We start from the raw sequence: 17,357 nt of genomic DNA on the forward strand, positions 1-17,357 counted from the left end.
ATGAATGTGGGAGGTGTTCGGATAAAGTCGATAATCAAGGGAACAAACACAAATAGGCCGGCGCCAACGACAGGCTCGCCCCGTCGAGGCGGGCTGGGATATAATTTCCTAGAAGGAGGCCAAGGGAGGTTCGATGAAGAAGGGCATGAGCATCAATTCCCTCATGAAGCACATGAGGACGAATCACGGTATGGAGGATTTGCGGGGGAGCGACAGAAAGATACTGCTGAGAAACATGGGCTATTTCCATGGCTATAAAGGCTTCCGGTTTGTCCGAAAGCCCAAAAATGCGCTCCCCCTCCCTTCGTTCGATGCACTCATGGACATATACGGGTTCGATTCCGCCATCAAGGCTGCAATCTACCCGGAGATAATGTTCATCGAAACGGCGGTTAAAAACATAGTCTTGGCCAGAATACTTGAGAACATAGAGGACCCCGGGCTGGCGACCTTCTTAAAGCGCGGCCTCCGGACATGCAGGGATGTCAACGGAAGGGTCGTGAACGGGCAGATGGGGGAAAAGCTCAAGCTCAAGAGCCAGCTTCAGAACATCGTGAGACGGAGTTACAAAAACGATCTCGTGAAGCATTATGTCGATCGCGACGATGACGCGCCCGTTTGGAGCATTTTCGAGGTGATGACCCTCGGCGATCTCACAAGCGTATGCAGAAGCCTTCCCGATGAAATCCTCGCCGATATCGCAAGCGACCTAGGTCTCTTACATGCGAACCCCGGCATCGTCATCAACATCGTCGAGACGATTCGTCCCTTAAGGAACGCGGTCGCCCATAACGGGGCGGTATTTGATTCGAGGTTCAGCCAATCGGTTAAGTATCCCAAGACCGACAGAAACCTGGCCGCGGTTGGCGAGCTTCTCGATGAGGATCTTTCTATCGGGTACAGGTTGAATTTCAATTCCATAATCGACTACATCGTTCTCCTGGCCTACCTATTGACCTTGCTAACGCATCAGAAGAAGCGTTCCAGAGATTTTCTTCGGAAATGCCTGCGGGAGCTCGAGAAGCTCGAGAGCGCTGTCGGGGTTGATACGTACATGATGATCGTCGGAAGCGGTGACCGGCAGAAATACGGATTTATTGAGGGGTTCATCGATGGCTACGGGCGCAAGCGGTGACGTTCCTTCCGTGTGCTAATATGTGTAGAGAGAAACGGCGAAACGCCGTGGGAGGGGCCGATCAGTCGACTCCTCCCTTTTAATATGAGTTGAACATTGCCAAGAGGCAAAACCGGCCCGGCCGCCCGCGGAGCTACCGCGCACGGCCGGGCCTACCTATCTTCACCCCTGTATCACTACGAGTTCACCTCGCGCGGCAGGGAAGAGGCCAACGAGGAAAAGCTGCGCCGCTGGAAGCGTGAGCAAGCACTGTTCATGCAGCGCTGGTCGGAGTTCTTCCTCAGCGGCGATCCGTGGTTGGGGCCAAACCTATCTGCCGAGAGCGAGTATTTCTCGTATTAAGGCAATGGGTTTAGGAAGTCCTGAACTTTCTTTCGCTATGAGCTTGGAAGAAAGCAATGGTGGACTATTAACTAAGTCATATTACGAAAGCTCGATACTTCCGCGATAAGTTTATACAGCCTTATATAACTCGATATTATTCGATATAGTCTGCGATAATTATTTAACCGATGATTGGCTGTTAATCGATTCCCTAGAAAGGCAAACAAGTGAGCGCCACAGCATTCCATAATCCGTTTCGTCCCACTGCCGGCGCTGAGCCTCCGCGCATAATTGGTCGTGATGATATTGCCCTTGAGTTTACCGAGAGTTTGAATGCGGGAATTGGTGCACCTGCGAGGCTCATGCGTATTGCTGGACCGAGGGGCTCCGGAAAAAACTGTTTTGCTCTGCGATCTTAGGGATCGTGCGCGAGAGCTTGGATGGAAGACCGCTATTGTTTCTGCTGGCCCTAACCTATTGCTGGACTTGAAGGATCAGGTTGCTGATTCTTCCCTTGCGGCCAATGCTTCGGTCGGTGTAAACGCCGGCTTTGTTTCTGCGAAAGTCGATGTTGCACCCAAAGAGTCGAGCCTTAGAAAGTTGCTAAGTTCGGCGGCGAAGTCATCCGAGGGTCTTTTTATTGCCATCGATGAAGTTCAGGACGCTCCGATTGACGATATGCGTGCCATTGCGTCTACGGTTCAGCTTTTGATAGGGGAAAAAGTAGATATCGCACTTGCCTTTGCCGGGTTACCCGCCGGTGTTATGGATCTTATTAACGGCAAGGCGCTTACGTTCTTGCGTCGTGCCCTCCCCGAAGATCTGGCGCCTATCAACCAGGTGGAGGTAGCGCTCTCTATGGGCGATAGCTTTGTCGCGACTGGCTTGACCATAGAGGACAATCTCCTGTCGAGAGCCGCTAAGGCCACTAAGGGCTATGCCTATCTGGTGCAACTGGTCGGTTATTCCATTTGGCAGCGCGCCAACTTGCATCGTGCCAAAAGTGCCATTGTGAGCGAGCGCGACGTCACCGAAGGCATTGCGCTGGCAGAGGCTCGTTTTCACGATGTTGTTCACGAGCCCGCGATTTCTGGACTGGGGCTCAACGATATCAAATACCTTTTGGCCATGTGCGAGGATAAACAACAGTCCAAATCATCCGAGATTGCTAAGCGCATGGGTAAAAAGACCAATGAGGTCAGCTCCATTAGGGCAAAATTGCTACAAAGAGAGGTTATTCAGGCACCACAGAGGGGCTACGTGCAGTTTGCCGTGCCGGACCTAGATATCTATCTGCGAGAGAACGCCGAGGAGATTCTCGAACGGTTCTAGGTCGAGTGAGGGCGACGTCATGTTCTTTAAGACTGCTATCAGCGTCGATTGCCATATCGGGTTTTTCTGGGGCGGCAGTCCCCGTGATAATAGAGATGTGGCATTCATCGTCGCCCGCTAATCAGATTTCGTCTATCTATAACATTGCGTGTTTTAATTTGCAGGAACAAAGATATCATTCGCAAAGCGTGAGGGTTATCTTGCCCGTGCACAACTGTTTTCGTTGCTAGACACCAAAAGCAACCCTTTTAGTTGCATGAGACATAATGCAACTGTTTTCGTTGCTATATACCAAACGCAACCCTTTTAGTTGCAAGAGACAAAATGCAACGGTTTTCGTTGCCTGATGCCAAACGCAACTCTTATTATGTAGTTGTTAGCTTTCTCACATACATTCATTTACAACAGGCATCTACGAATTCAGCCGTCTCATATATTCCTTATAAGGCATGAGAAAATGAACCCGATACATGGTATTCAGCGCTAAAAGAGACGAAATGGACATACCGTCTCTATGCTGCCGATACGGCATCGCGAACAACCCCTTCGCGCGGTTGCCCTTGCCCTTGAGCGACTCAGGGAAGTAGATCTCGTCGAGCTCGCCGCCGCAGCCCCGCCCGGCCCTGAATGGGGGCAGTGGGCCGAGAGGCACTCGATCAGCCTATGGCGCATGGCGTAGGCGGTCTTGAGGCAGACGCGGCTGCGCTCGACCTCGTAGGCGGAGCCGGCCGTGTCGTCGAACGCCGCCGCGCGGATCACGTCCCTGACGGACTCAATCGCGCGGCGGCGCTCGGTCCCGCTCAGCTTCGCCATGTCCCGTTTGAAGGCGATTACCAGGTCCTCGGCGTTCATGCTGCCCCGCGGTCTACGAGGCTAACGATATGGCGCCGTGGGGACAGATGTGTGTCAATCCTGGTCTAACAGAGCTTTTTTAATTGACGCGCCCATATAAATCTTTTCTGCATACTCGACTGCTTCTGCAGCCTCTGCGGCGCTCCGTAATTGGTAAAGCGACCTGACAGAGAGTGGAATTCGATGTCATAGCTGGCGTCTTCATCGGAGGACAAGACTGCTTGATGACTATATGTTTTCATCTCTAGCCATCTCAGGCTATTATAAATATATCCGTTGGCAGCTTTTACGATTTCCGGTACGTTCCAATCGGAATCATTTTTTGGTAGTTGATAGACATGACTTCTGCTTCGTATGTGCATTCAGTATTTTTGCACTGGATAAAATCAACTGCATCTAATTTAGCTAGATCGGGAAGCGATATTGCATGGCGCTAAGCTTGACACAGAAAGAAACATATCGGGAGACGCTGGCTAATCTCGTTGCCAAGCAAAACGATGGCGCCTCCATTGTTTCCGCAAAGAAGGAGCTGGAAGCGCTATCGACTTCTCTCGTCCCGCGAATGCTTTACCGCTATCGACCTCCAAGTGAATACGCTTTTGCCGATCTAGAAAACGCGACTGTTACATTTTCTCATCCAAAGGTTTTCAGCGATCAGTGCGACTCGGTACCGATCTATAACTGGAATGGTATAGATGAAATCGAAAGTAATCTCAATGATGATGAACAAGCGTTAAAGATAATAAATCAAATTGATTTTAGACGACTTGCGTTTGTTTTAGGGGTTCTGGGGGCTCCTTTTAATCCAGCAAGAATAGATGAGTTCGAGATACTATCCGATGAGGGAAAAGTTAGTCTTTTTCGCTCGGCTGTTAAAAACTTGCGCTTATTTGTTGGAGGATTTGTTGCCCCAGTTCATCAGAATAGCTGCCGAAATTGTTGTCGCATTTTGTGCCTAACGGACAATCCTAGCGATTCGAATATGTGGAATGTATATTCCGAAAGCCAAACGGGTTTCGTTCTTGCTTACGACAGAGAAGCTATTCGCAATTGCAACATAGCTAACGGAATGCGCACTGAATTATTACCAATTTTATATGATGACGAACCATTTAATTGCGACCCTCAAATTGCTTGGACTGCTGCTAGGATGCTTGGTCTTAATGTGAGCAGTGATGACATGCTTAGTGATCTACGGGCAATTTACAGAAAGGGCAGTGTGTTTGAGCGGGAGAACGAATATCGTGCCCGTCTTGTACCAGAGCCAGATGAGCTTGAGATGAATTATGTACAACGCCCATGCAAGCCGTTGCGAGTTATTCTTGGGAGCAGGATGACTCAAGAGGATAAAGAGCTTTGCATTTGCGCGGCGAATAAACTGGATATTCCTGTAGATGAACAGTGCTAGTTATCCTTTAATAGTGCCGTATAGTCAATTATTTGTCAGCTGAATCGGGCGTCAGTAGACTTCTGAGCTGGCGATTGCTATATCTACGGGGGCATTTCGAAAGATAATTTGGTGTAATTTACGTTAACGGGAGTTGCTTGTCTATGAGTTTATCTTTATCAAATTGGGATTACTACTTGGTTCTTGAAAGAGAGCTTGTTAATTCCTTTAATTATGTTGAGCTGAGCAACGATAATTTCTCAACTTATTCAGTTGAATTTGCAAAGATGCTTTTATCGATTTGTTCTGAATTTGATTCGGTTTTTAAAGATTATGTCGAACTTCGATCCGGAAATAGACCATCTAATATCAAGGAAGCATTCGAGTGCCTGTCTGCTTTGAATGATATTGCCTTTGTAAATGAGGTAGTTGACATTGCGATTAACCAGAGTATTTCACTCAAACCTTTTAATGCGTGGATAAATGGAATGTATGCAAAATTAACTTGGTGGGATAGCTATAACGCTGTGAAACATGATCGTGGTACGTATTTTAGAAAAGCTAATTTGGAGAACTGTTTGAATTCACTGGCAGCTTTATTATGTATCGAAATTGTCAGTTTGAAATGTTTTGGAGTTAAGCGTTTGACTCCAGTTAATCGATTGTTTCGTATACCTAACAAACAACTTTGCCGATCATTGCCGGGCCAAAATGGACAATGGGATTTGGTTATCGATTCTAAGGAGCTGAATGAAACATCAAATATGAGACCTGCAAATTTGATGATAGTGAAGAGCGTGAGCTAGCGATACTTTGGATCGCACAAAAAATAGATGGCGTAAGCGTGGGGGGGGTGATGACGTCTGCCTGACGCAAAACGGCTTTCGCACTAGAATCTGAAATAACCACAAGGAAGGTTCTTGAGAAGGATGAGGACCGCAATGTAGATCTTAGCGGACGCCGCGCCCGACATGTTCGCTGAGCCCCACCTCAGCGACGGGACGATCGACAGCTGGTGCTTATCCGCAGGCTCTCCGATCAGGTGCTTAATTCGATCATAGAAGCCGAGGCCGGTCAGCTTCACTGCAGTGGCGTGAACAGCCGGAACATCTATTGCGAATGTATTCTTAAGACCTGCAGCGTCGACATTGTCGTTGCTCTCTACTATGAAGTGACTCAAGTGGTCACCGGGAATTGAGCCCGTGAGCACGAAATACTGAGCAGTTTAATCAAGAGGGCCGCTTCCCGGGGACTGGGGGCGCAGCTCTCGGCCAATGGTTTCACCGGGTGGTTACTCTGACGTGCTCGAGCAGGAAGGATGGAGGAGATGGTCCATGCCCCTGGACACAGTGAGTGCTATTGTTTTATTGGTTATTGTGTCCTTAACCGCTTATTCGATATCAACTGACATGCAGTCTAATTATGTTGGTTGTTATCTTTATTTTGTCGTTATTAGGTGCTCTTGCGCTAAGGCTGATGGAGCTGATTTTTATGGCATATCCTCCGAAACGTCCAAATAGCCACATAATTGATACAGAGGCATGCTCTTTCGTCACCTCCCTTATGCCTTCTGAAAACTGGGTTGTTCGAGACTTAACAGAACGTGATTTTGGAATCGATAAAATTTTTGAGCGCTTTGAAAACGGATTCGCTACTGGTGAATTAATGGCAATTCAGGTGAAGGGAACAAACAAGCCACTCGAAGATAAACCTGAAATTCCATTTTCCATTGATACGAAGACGCTTTTATACGCTGAAATGTTTGCAATACCTTTTCTTTTAATTAGATGTTCTTTAGCGGATGATGGAGCGTGCTATTTTGTCTGGTTGCAAGAGTATATTCGTGTTCGATTGAATTTCGATAATTCGTCTTGGCGAAAGCAAAGGTCAAATACTATTTTAATTCCAACTTCTAATAGATTGGGCGATACCTCTGCTGAAAGTCGGTTAATCCATATCTCTCGGTTTCCAAAAATGAAAGAGTCATGGATCAAATATTATATAAATACATGTGATTTAGCGTATCGACTTCCGAATTATATTGAGGATGATACCGTCACATTAGATTTCGCAATACAATACGTTTTGCCTGTTCTTGGTAGCCTTGAGAAGGCTAATAACATGCTTGGTTTAATTTCCAACCACTTTGTCGCTACTAAATTGAGCCAAGCTATTGAGCTTGGAAAACGTATATGCGACAAAGAGTTTGAAAGCGAATTAACTGATTCGTTTTTTAAATTCGTTTGCCTGTGTTCTGATGTACGCAAATCTATAGATGTGCTATCACTTAGATTCGATGTCGATCATATGAGGTTTTTATATGAGTCCGAAGGCATGGCGGAGTATTAGTGCTCTGTTTTTTCTGCGGGTTGAATGTAATGCGGGATTTCTTGTCGGATACTTTAATCTAGTGCTTATCTTCAAGAAAGACCTGAAAGGTATTTTGTTTGACTACGTTTGTGCCTAAGTTGCTTTGAAAGCATGGTTTTTAGAGAATAATCCCCGAGCCTTGCTCCGTGTGGCGGCACGTAAAAGTTGTACTGTGCTTGGGCAGGTAAAAGTCCAAGACGATTAGATATCCGAGAGGATATCGAGCCCGCGTCGGGGAGATAAGGTGAGTCCGCGCCGGGGACTTTAATTCCGGCGGCAATTAGGTTTCCGAAAGGATGCCGTGGCTGGCAGCCAGCAGAAAACCGCTCTACACACTCCTTCCGCGTGCCGCCTGCTCAAACGATTTGCGCCGAAAAGGATATCCGGTTTGTGCCATAAGACGTTGCTGTCGACAATGCACGGGACGGCAAGGACGTGGCGGCTCTCATCAAATTGCAGTCACAAAGATACCTTTTATCGATTCCCTGTTGAAAAACTAAATTGATAGTCTGAGAATAACTTAAGAGAGCCTTAAATCTCGGAGAAAGGATGTCGTATGAATAACCTTCGAGAAAGATGGCGAGGACTAACAGCGCTGGGAGTTGCTGTATTTGCCGCCGCCTGCATGACGGTTGCCCCGGCGCCCTCATTTGCTGATATTGATTCTCTCGTTGGTCTTCAATATATTGATCATAGCGAGTCTCGCAATTTGACAGGTTTCTCTGTTTCTCGTCCTGCTGGAACGTATTATTTCGACAACGATGGCTCGATGCAGACCGGACTCGTTCGGTGCGAGGACGGCAACCTTCGCTATTTCGATCCCGAGACTGGCGTCATGGTCACGAACCAGTGGTATAACGATTACGAAGCCGTTTGGTACTATTTTGGCGCTGACGGGACCGCGGTGTCGAACTGGCAGCTTATCGGCGGGGATTGGTACTACTTCTATCCCGAAAACCACGATATGGCATACGGCCGAGTTCAGATTGATGGCAAAAACTACTTCCTGAACACCCCTGGCGCCAATGCTGATGGCCGCATGCAGCATAGTGGCTGGATTTATGACTCCATCTATGGAAAGTGGCTCTATGCGACTTCCAGCGGCGAGCTGTTGACCGGTTGGCATAATATCGGTGGAACTTGGTACTATTTCAATGAGTACGGTGTCATGCTAACTGGCTGGATCAACGATTCGGGCACCTGGTACTACGCCAACGCCTCCGGCGCGATGGCCACTGGCTGGCTCAACATCGGCGGTGCGTGGTTCTATCTCGACGGCTCGGGCGCCATGGTCGCTAACGGCTGGCGCAGCCTGGGTGGCTCTTGGTACTGGTTCGACGATTCCGGTGCGATGGCCACCGGCTGGCGTCAGGTCGGCGGCGCCTGGTACTACTTTAGCGGTTCCGGCGCTATGGCCCACGACGCCTGGGTCGGCGACTACTACCTCCAGTCTTCCGGCGCCATGGCTACGAATGCCTGGGTTGGCTCCTACTATGTCGGCGAGGACGGCAAGTGGATTCCGGACTACGGTTTAGTTTGGTATAAGAGCGGTAGCGATGTTTACCATACGCATAAGTGTCGTACCGTTGGCAAGGACGCAAAGGGCTATTCGCAGATCTCTATCCAGGAGGCCCGGAAGCGCGGTGCTTTACGAGAGTGCAAGAACTGCCAACAAATTGGCTAACGCATTATTGAGCTAGTTTTGATTGAGGCCCCGTTGCCCTGAGGTGACGGGGTCGCTGCGTGAATGGATACCGTGCTGCTATGAAGAAATGCTCATTCGGGGTGTTGGTCTTTTCGGGCCTTGTTTCTTTGGGACTCCTTTTGGGTTCGCCCTCGATGTTATACGCCCTTGATTCGAATAACACTGACGAAGGTCCCGCATCTAACGTTGCTATTGCTTCTGTCGAGTCAGGCGTTGATGCTCAGCGCGAATCGACCTTCGCTGTCGAGCAGAACTCTCAGGTTGATAATGAGACCCCTTCTGAGGTTTCGAATCAAATTGTTTGGCATCAGGGGTGGATATCACCCGAAGAAGGGGCTGGTTATTGGCGTTGGGGCTTGTCCGACGGAACAATCGCTGTTTCTTCTTGGAGACACATAAACGGTAGCTGGTACTGGTTCGACGACGAAGGTCGAATGGCTCAGGATGGATTGGTTCAAGTCGGGGGTGCAACTTATGGATTCTCCTCTTCGGGTGCAATGCGTGTCGGCTGGTACCTAGATTCTACAGGCCCCACTTCTGCTTGGCGTTATTTCTCCGGTTCTGGCGCCATGGTAAAAGGCTGGCTTTCAGACGGCAGCAACTGGTATTGGCTGGATGATGAGGGCAAGATGGTCCACGATACAATGCTGCAGATCGGGGAAGCCACGTATGGATTCTCCTCTTCTGGCGCAATGCTTATCGGATGGCACCTTGATGCTTCCGTCTGGCATTATTTCTCCGGCTCTGGTGCCATGGTGAAAGGCTGGCTCTCGGATGGGGGTCGTTGGTACTGGCTTGATCCTGCAGACGGTTCTATGGCCACCGGGTTGAAAGAATGTAATGGCACTTCTTATAGCTTTAACAGCTCAGGGGCCATGCTCTCCTCCCAGTGGGCTCTTATTGACAACAACTGGTATTACGCTGACTCCAACGGCTTACTGCATGGAGGCTGGTTACTTCTAGGGAATTCTTGGTATTACCTGGATCCAGGAAGCCATATTATGCTCACGGGCTTTATGCAAGTGGAGTCGTCCACCTATTTCCTTACGAGTTCAGGCGCCATGGCAACAGGCTGGGCACTTGTTGATGGTACTTGGTATTACGCCGCATCAAATGGAGCTATTCAACGAGGACGATGGATAAAGTTCGGAAGCGCCTGGTATTACCTTGATGATGTATCCGGCGCAATGTGTACTGGTGAATTCGCGGTAGGAAACACGCGCTATTTTTCTTATGATTCCGGTGCGATGGCATCTTCGTGCTGGATTAACTTGAGCGACGGTATGGCATGGGCGAAATCGTCTGGAGCACTGAGCGAGCCGTTGCCTACTTCATCTGATGGATCTCCCGTAGTCGCTGATCGTGCTGACTCGTCTTCATTGCCAGGTGTGATTCATATTGGAGACGCGGTTTTCTATGCGGATGTAAACGGTGCCGTCAATGTAGCATCTGGTTGGATTATGTCGAAAGACGCTTCTGACGAAAGCGGCAATACTTGGTATTACGCATCTTCCAATGGTGTCCTTAAGTCTGGTTGGCAATATGTTAACGGTGCGTGGTATTGGATGGATCCTTCCACCTACAAGATGAAGACCGGATGGCTCAATGACCGCGGCACGTGGTACTGGCTTCAGCCTTCGGGCGCTATGTTTGCTAACGGGTGGCTGAAAATCGATGGCGTCGACTACTACTTCAATGCAAGTGGTGCATGGTTGAATACGTCTGGTTCTGTTTTGGGGGTTAATAGGTCCAGCCTGGTCAATTGGCTTATGAGCCACGAAAACGATGGCTATTACCGTGGAACACCCTACGATACGCATCTTAGCCAAGAAACATGCATGTATCCAAAGGGTGATCCTCGTTGGGATGGGTATACCGGTATGAACTGCGGCGGATTTGTATCGCATGCGTATATGAAAGCGGGCGGTAATTTAGCTCCCATTGCCGCCGAGCAGAGCCATTCCCCTTGGAGTGGAGGTCCCGGAAGGGGCGGCTGCGTTAACGCTTATCGTTGGTACGGCTACGCTATCGATACATGCGCGAACGTGACTTATTTCAACTCTATTGATGAGTTGTTGCGCAGTGGCTTGGCTCGTAAGGGGGACATTGTGTTCTTCAATCCTTACAACCCATATGCCGACGATAGCCACATTGGCTTTTTCTGGGGCAATTCGCCGAGCGAAAATTTGTTCTGGCATAGTGATGGTTATGGAAACCGCATCTCCGGTTTGACCGCTTTGGGTCCATCGAAAGTAATATTGATTCGTTAGAATTCTGAGTTGTAGGGGACTCTCTGGGTCCCCTACCTTTTTGACATCTAGTTTGAAAGTTTATTTGAAGTCGGTATTCTTGGGGGGGGGTAAGAGTAGGGACTAGGAGTCCTTGGTTTCACCCTGCTGGGAAGTTCTTGTTTACATTGTGGTATTGCGTGCAGTTATTTGTCGTCCTAGATGGCATCTTGTCCAGTTGGATGTTCGGAAATCTTTCACAGCCATGCTGTAAGCTAAACGCAAACAAGAACGAATGACGAGGTTTACATGAGCAAACATCTTAAGTTATTTTCGGCATTGTTGGTGCTGATGGTCCTTGCGCCCATTTCTGTGTTTGTTTTCCCCTCGAACGCGGAAGCTGCGCGGTCCCTAGTTGAGAATTCCTGGCGTTATGAGGATGGGCAATTGGTCGCAGAGGATGCTTCTTCCGAAGAAGATGGAATAGCCTTATTGTCCATGGACATTCTTCCCGATGGGGCTACGGCGCAGGGCATCGATGTCAGTGAGCATCAAGGACGTATTGACTGGAATGCTGTTAAGGCTTCTGGTATCGATTTCGCTATTCTGCGCGTTGGGTTTGGCGCTCCATCTTGGGGCGGTCGAGTTGACTATCAATTTAATCGAAATATTTCTGAGTGCGAGCGACTCGGAATTCCCTACGGCGTCTATATCTATTCATATGCTTTTGATAATCAACAGGCAGCCGATGAGGCATCAATGGTGATCAATTGCCTTTCTGGGCATAATCCAAGATTGCCGGTGTATTACGATCTTGAGGACAAGACAATTATTGCAGATGGTCGTCAATCCGGAATTGCATCGAGGGCGCAGGTTTTTTGTAATAAGATTTCTGCTGCTGGATATAAGCCAGGCATTTATGCAAACCTAAATTGGTTTACCAAGATATTGACCGACCCTGTATTTAAGAGTGGTTCTTGGGATCATTGGATTGCTCAATATAACTCGCAATGTGACTATACCGGCAATTACAGTTTTTGGCAGTATAAGAGCAACGGAAAAGTCCCTGGAATCAACGGCAACGTTGATATGAACTACGCGTATGTTGATGTCTCCCTTTATCATTGGCAACTAATTGACAGCACCTGGTATTATGCAGCCTCCAACGGCAAGGCGTATACCGGATGGTTGTTTCAAAGTGGCACGTGGTACTGGCTCGAGCCCGACGCGGGCGGTGCCATGGCTACCGGCCTTCACGCGTGCAACGGCTCCCTGTACTGGTTTAATTCGTCCGGCGCCATGGCGACCGGGTGGCTATTCGACGGCGGTACCTGGTACTACGCGACGGGATCCGGCGCGCTGGCGCGCGGCCCCGTATCCGTCGGCGGCGTGCCCTACTGCTTCGACGCCCGGACGGGGGCCATGCTGACGGGCTACCAGACGGACGCGCAGGGCGTCCGCCGCTACTTCGGCAGCTGCGGCCCCCTTAACGGATGGGGCCTCGTCGACGGCTCCTGGTACTGGTTTGCGAACGGCATCGCCTCGACCGGCTGGCTTTACACCGGCGGCTCCTGGTACTGGCTCGACCCCGACGCGGGCGGCGCCATGGTGACGGGCCTTCACGTGTGCAACGGCTCCGCATACTGGTTCAACTCCTCCGGCGCCATGGCGACCGGGTGGGTCCTCGACGGCGGGACCTGGTACTACGCGACTGGCTCCGGTGCCCTCGCCTCCGGCTGGCTCAACCTAAACGGTACGTGGTACTGGCTCGATCCCTCGACGCACGTCATGGCCACCGGGCTCCATGGGTGCAACGGCTCCATGTACTGGTTCAACGGCTCCGGCTCGATGGCGACCGGATGGGTCCTCGACGGCGGAACCTGGTACTACGCGACGGGCTCCGGCGCGCTGGCCTCCGGCTGGGCATATGTCGGCGGCGCCTGGTACTGGCTCGACCCCTCGACGCACGCTATGGTTACTGGTGTTCAGCAGATCGACGGGGCACAATACTCTTTTGCTAGTAATGGTGCTTGGCTCGGCTAGCAACTCTTCTTTAATTGCTTTTTTCTAATTACATATTGCTCTTAGCTATCCATTTGTAGACTATGTTTATGTAAAAATTGGTTACTACTGGGGGCTGACATGGCAAGGAAAAAGCGAAAAACATTAATCCTAATCATTCTTTCAACTCTACTGCTCGCTGGGCCCGGTGTGGTTGATATCGCGAACGCAGAATCCATAAGCTCCTTCATCCCTACTGATTTTGAGCAGCAATCCGTCTCCTCGACTCTTAATTCTTCCGATTCAATCAATGATGGGTCTGCTCAAGAATCCGTTAAATGGAATCAGGGTTGGAATTCGTTTGACGGTAACTGGTTCTATGTGGATTCAGTTAATCCAGTCTCGCTGCATTCTGGCTGGCTCTATACCAATGGGGCCTGGTACTGGCTCGACCCCTCGACGCATGCCATGGCCATCGGGCTCCATGAGTGCAATGGCTCCGCGTACTGGTTTGACGCCTCCGGCGCGATGGCGACCGGGTGGGTGCTCGACGGCGGCACCTGGTACTACGCGACGGGCTCCGGCGCCCTCGCCTCCGGCTGGCTCAACCTAAACGGTACGTGGTACTGGCTCGATCCCTCGACGCACGTCATGGCCACCGGGCTCCATGGGTGCAACGGCTCCATGTACTGGTTCAACGGCTCCGGCTCGATGGCGACCGGATGGGTCCTCGACGGCGGAACCTGGTACTACGCGACGGGCTCCGGCGCGCTGGCCTCCGGCTGGGCATATGTCGGCGGCGCCTGGTACTGGCTCGACCCCTCGACGCACGCTATGGTTACTGGTGTTCAGCAGATCGACGGGGCACAATACTCTTTTGCTAGTAATGGTGCTTGGCTCGGCTAGCAACTCTTCTTTAATTGCTTTTTTCTAATTACATATTGCTCTTAGCTATCCATTTGTAGACTATGTTTATGTAAAAATTGGTTACTACTGGGGGCTGACATGGCAAGGAAAAAGCGAAAAACATTAATCCTAATCATTCTTTCAACTCTACTGCTCGCTGGGCCCGGTGTGGTTGATATCGCGAACGCAGAATCCATAAGCTCCTTCATCCCTACTGATTTTGAGCAGCAATCCGTCTCCTCGACTCTTAATTCTTCCGATTCAATCAATGATGGGTCTGCTCAAGAATCCGTTAAATGGAATCAGGGTTGGAATTCGTTTGACGGTAACTGGTTCTATGTGGATTCAGTTAATCCAGTCTCGCTGCATTCTGGCTGGCTCTATACCAATGGGGCCTGGTACTGGCTCGACCCCTCGACGCATGCCATGGCCATCGGGCTCCATGAGTGCAATGGCTCCGCGTACTGGTTTGACGCCTCCGGCGCGATGGCGACCGGGTGGGTGCTCGACGGCGGCACCTGGTACTACGCGACGGGCTCCGGCGCCCTCGCCTCCGGCTGGCTCAACCTAAACGGTACGTGGTACTGGCTCGATCCCTCGACGCACGTCATGGCCACCGGGCTCCATGGGTGCAACGGCTCCATGTACTGGTTCAACGGCTCCGGCTCGATGGCGACCGGATGGGTCCTCGACGGCGGAACCTGGTACTACGCGACGGGCTCCGGCGCGCTGGCCTCCGGCTGGGCATATGTCGGCGGCGCCTGGTACTGGCTCGACCCCTCGACGCACGCTATGGTTACTGGTGTTCAGCAGATCGACGGGGCACAATACTCTTTTGCTAGTAATGGTGCTTGGCTCGGCTAGCAACTCTTCTTTAATTGCTTTTTTCTAATTACATATTGCTCTTAGCTATCCATTTGTAGACTATGTTTATGTAAAAATTGGTTACTACTGGGGGCTGACATGGCAAGGAAAAAGCGAAAAACATTAATCCTAATCATTCTTTCAACTCTACTGCTCGCTGGGCCCGGTGTGGTTGATATCGCGAACGCAGAATCCATAAGCTCCTTCATCCCTACTGATTTTGAGCAGCAATCCGTCTCCTCGACTCTTAATTCTTCCGATTCAATCAATGATGGGTCTGCTCAAGAATCCGTTAAATGGAATCAGGGTTGGAATTCGTTTGACGGTAACTGGTTCTATGTGGATTCAGTTAATCCAGTCTCGCTGCATTCTGGCTGGCTCTATACCAATGGGGCCTGGTACTGGCTCGACCCCTCGACGCATGCCATGGCCATCGGGCTCCATGAGTGCAATGGCTCCGCGTACTGGTTTGACGCCTCCGGCGCGATGGCGACCGGGTGGGTGCTCGACGGCGGCACCTGGTACTACGCGACGGGCTCCGGCGCCCTCGCCTCCGGCTGGCTCAACCTAAACGGTACGTGGTACTGGCTTGACCCCTCGACGCACGCCATGGCTACCGGCTTTCACGAGTGCAACGGCTCACTGTACTGGTTTAATGCGTCCGGCGCGATGGCTACCGGATGGCTCCTCGACGGCGGTACCTGGTACTACGCGACGGGATCCGGCGCGCTGGCGCGCGGCCCCGTATCCGTCGGCGGCGTGCCCTACTGCTTCGACGCCCGGACGGGGGCCATGCTGACGGGCTACCAGACGGACGCGCAGGGCGTCCGCCGCTACTTCGGCAGCTGCGGCCCCCTTAACGGATGGGGCCTCGTCGACGGCTCCTGGTACTGGTTTGCGAACGGCATCGCCTCGACCGGCTGGCTTTACACCGGCGGCTCCTGGTACTGGCTCGACCCCGACGCGGGCGGCGCCATGGTGACGGGCCTTCACGTGTGCAACGACTCAGCGTACTGGTTCAGCGCCTCCGGCGCGATGGCGACCGGATGGGTGCTCGACGGCGGGACCTGGTACTACGCGACGGGCTCCGGTGCCCTCGCCTCCGGATGGCTCAGCCTAAGCGGTGCATGGTACTGGCTCGACCCCTCGACGCATGCCATGACCACGGGCGTTCAAACTATCGGATCATGTGAATACATATTTAATAGTACCGGCAAGATGATGGCTAATTGCTGGTCAAACGGTGATGGGTCTTGGATGTATCATTCGTCATCCAGCGGCGCAATTGACCTTAAAGGCATAATGACCGATTCGGGAATCCAGCTGATTGACGATGACGGTAATGCCAGAACGGGCTGGATTGAGAGTCAGGGTTCTCGATATTATTGTTCTGCTAATGGGGTAATTCTGACTGGATGGCAGCAAATTGCTGGGTCTTGGTATTACTTTAACTCGGATGGTCGAATGGCGACCGGCTGGCTTAACGATGGCGGTAACTGGTACTGGCTAGATTCCGCTTCTGGCATAATGAAAACGGGATGGCTTTCCCGTGGGGACACATGGTATTACCTTGATGCCGCACGTGGGGGAGTAATGTTGAGCAACGGTTGGTATTGGATCGGCTCTACTGACTACAAGTTCAGTTCATCCGGCGCAATGGTTGGCGCTTGGGTCGATGTCCCGTGCTATTCGCAGTACCCGGAACTTCCTACTGGCTGTGAGTCGGTTGCCCTTACAAACTTGCTTAACTACTATGGTTTCGGTTTAGGTAAGACGATTATTGCGGATTACTATTTGCCCAAGGGAAGTAATGGCAATTTTGTTACCGCTTTTGATGGCAATCCAAGGCGTAGCAGCGGGGGTCTCATGGGATGCGTCGCACCTGCGATTACTATTGCTGGTAATAACTTTCTGCGTGCTGCTGGAAGTGGCAAGCAGGCAAAAGACGTCTCTTTCTCGTCAATTTCTTCCATTAAGAACAGGCTGACCTGTGGTCAACCTGTTGAGATGTGGAATACCGAATGGGGAAGTTGGCCAGGAGGCCGTTATGCTGCGCGTTGGTATAACGGGCATTCCTATGGTCTGTGGGGCGGTAATCATGCCGTAGTCCTTAAAGGCTATGATGACGAGCAGGGAATTGTCTATCTTTCGGATTCGATTAACGGCAATGTTACGCGAAATGCCCAAGTGTTCTTCGGCACGTGGCAACAGATGGATAGCCAGGCCGTGGTAATTGAATAGCCATGATGCTAA

General features: G+C 50.9%; 12 protein-coding genes and 1 pseudogene. All 13 read left to right on the plus strand.

The window, feature by feature from the left end:
• Window positions 1-133: 133 nt before the first annotated feature.
• The 13 genes and pseudogenes from DWV20_RS08520 (at window position 134) to DWV20_RS08580 (ending at window position 17,345) form a co-directional block, all read left to right on the plus strand.
• A complete protein-coding gene (locus DWV20_RS08520; RefSeq protein WP_117757939.1) occupies window positions 134-1,135 on the plus strand; it encodes an Abi family protein in 1,002 nt (333 codons plus the stop codon).
• Between the two features lie 96 nt (window positions 1,136-1,231).
• On the plus strand, window positions 1,232-1,477 hold the full coding sequence (locus DWV20_RS09865) for a hypothetical protein (RefSeq protein WP_117757938.1): 246 nt from the start codon (window positions 1,232-1,234) through the stop codon (window positions 1,475-1,477).
• A 315-nt stretch (window positions 1,478-1,792) separates the two neighbouring features.
• Window positions 1,793-2,791, plus strand: coding sequence for an ATP-binding protein (locus DWV20_RS08525; protein ID WP_233539810.1), 999 nt, complete (start codon window positions 1,793-1,795; stop codon window positions 2,789-2,791).
• A 1,291-nt stretch (window positions 2,792-4,082) separates the two neighbouring features.
• Window positions 4,083-5,051 (plus strand): DUF2971 domain-containing protein, encoded by a 969-nt coding sequence (locus DWV20_RS08540; RefSeq protein ID WP_158566362.1) that lies wholly within the window; start codon window positions 4,083-4,085, stop codon window positions 5,049-5,051.
• 143 nt (window positions 5,052-5,194) lie between these two features.
• Window positions 5,195-5,836 carry a hypothetical protein gene (locus DWV20_RS09870; RefSeq protein WP_022094837.1) on the plus strand — a complete coding sequence of 214 codons (642 nt, stop codon included), beginning with the start codon at window positions 5,195-5,197 and terminating at the stop codon, window positions 5,834-5,836.
• Window positions 5,837-6,452: 616 nt separating this feature from the next.
• On the plus strand, window positions 6,453-7,379 hold the full coding sequence (locus tag DWV20_RS08550) for a DUF4365 domain-containing protein (RefSeq protein WP_118256808.1): 927 nt from the start codon (window positions 6,453-6,455) through the stop codon (window positions 7,377-7,379).
• A gap of 646 nt (window positions 7,380-8,025) precedes the next feature.
• A complete protein-coding gene (locus tag DWV20_RS08555) occupies window positions 8,026-9,084 on the plus strand; it encodes a hypothetical protein (RefSeq protein ID WP_255413323.1) in 1,059 nt (352 codons plus the stop codon).
• Between the two features lie 80 nt (window positions 9,085-9,164).
• Complete coding sequence (locus DWV20_RS08560; RefSeq protein WP_118256809.1) at window positions 9,165-11,375, plus strand: N-acetylmuramoyl-L-alanine amidase family protein; 2,211 nt, start codon at window positions 9,165-9,167, stop codon at window positions 11,373-11,375.
• 456 nt (window positions 11,376-11,831) lie between these two features.
• Window positions 11,832-12,395: pseudogene (locus DWV20_RS10205) on the plus strand (glycoside hydrolase family 25 protein); the annotation flags it as partial.
• 27 nt (window positions 12,396-12,422) lie between these two features.
• The gene (locus tag DWV20_RS10090) at window positions 12,423-13,376 is read left to right on the plus strand and encodes a hypothetical protein (RefSeq protein ID WP_233539811.1); all 954 of its coding nucleotides are present in this window, start codon (window positions 12,423-12,425) and stop codon (window positions 13,374-13,376) included.
• Between the two features lie 168 nt (window positions 13,377-13,544).
• A complete protein-coding gene (locus DWV20_RS08570) occupies window positions 13,545-14,240 on the plus strand; it encodes a hypothetical protein (RefSeq protein ID WP_158566364.1) in 696 nt (231 codons plus the stop codon).
• A gap of 168 nt (window positions 14,241-14,408) precedes the next feature.
• The gene (locus DWV20_RS08575; protein ID WP_158566364.1) at window positions 14,409-15,104 is read left to right on the plus strand and encodes a hypothetical protein; all 696 of its coding nucleotides are present in this window, start codon (window positions 14,409-14,411) and stop codon (window positions 15,102-15,104) included.
• Between the two features lie 99 nt (window positions 15,105-15,203).
• Window positions 15,204-17,345: a C39 family peptidase gene (locus tag DWV20_RS08580; protein ID WP_117877449.1), complete on the plus strand. Its 2,142-nt coding sequence runs from the start codon at window positions 15,204-15,206 to the stop codon at window positions 17,343-17,345.
• Window positions 17,346-17,357 lie beyond the last annotated feature (12 nt).

Origin of the sequence: Collinsella sp. AF02-46-1, assembly GCF_003465825.1 — a bacterium.
Taxonomy (GTDB): Bacteria; Actinomycetota; Coriobacteriia; order Coriobacteriales; family Coriobacteriaceae; genus Collinsella.

Coding starts and splice junctions, on each gene's coding strand:
- DWV20_RS08520 (WP_117757939.1), top strand. CDS start 134: ATGAAGAAGGGCATGAGCATCAATTCCCTCATGAAGCACATGAGGACG.
- DWV20_RS08525 (WP_233539810.1), top strand. CDS start 1,793: ATGCGGGAATTGGTGCACCTGCGAGGCTCATGCGTATTGCTGGACCGA.
- DWV20_RS09870 (WP_022094837.1), top strand. CDS start 5,195: ATGAGTTTATCTTTATCAAATTGGGATTACTACTTGGTTCTTGAAAGA.
- DWV20_RS08550 (WP_118256808.1), top strand. CDS start 6,453: ATGTTGGTTGTTATCTTTATTTTGTCGTTATTAGGTGCTCTTGCGCTA.
- DWV20_RS08555 (WP_255413323.1), top strand. CDS start 8,026: ATGACGGTTGCCCCGGCGCCCTCATTTGCTGATATTGATTCTCTCGTT.
- DWV20_RS08560 (WP_118256809.1), top strand. CDS start 9,165: ATGAAGAAATGCTCATTCGGGGTGTTGGTCTTTTCGGGCCTTGTTTCT.
- DWV20_RS10090 (WP_233539811.1), top strand. CDS start 12,423: ATGAACTACGCGTATGTTGATGTCTCCCTTTATCATTGGCAACTAATT.
- DWV20_RS08580 (WP_117877449.1), top strand. CDS start 15,204: ATGGCAAGGAAAAAGCGAAAAACATTAATCCTAATCATTCTTTCAACT.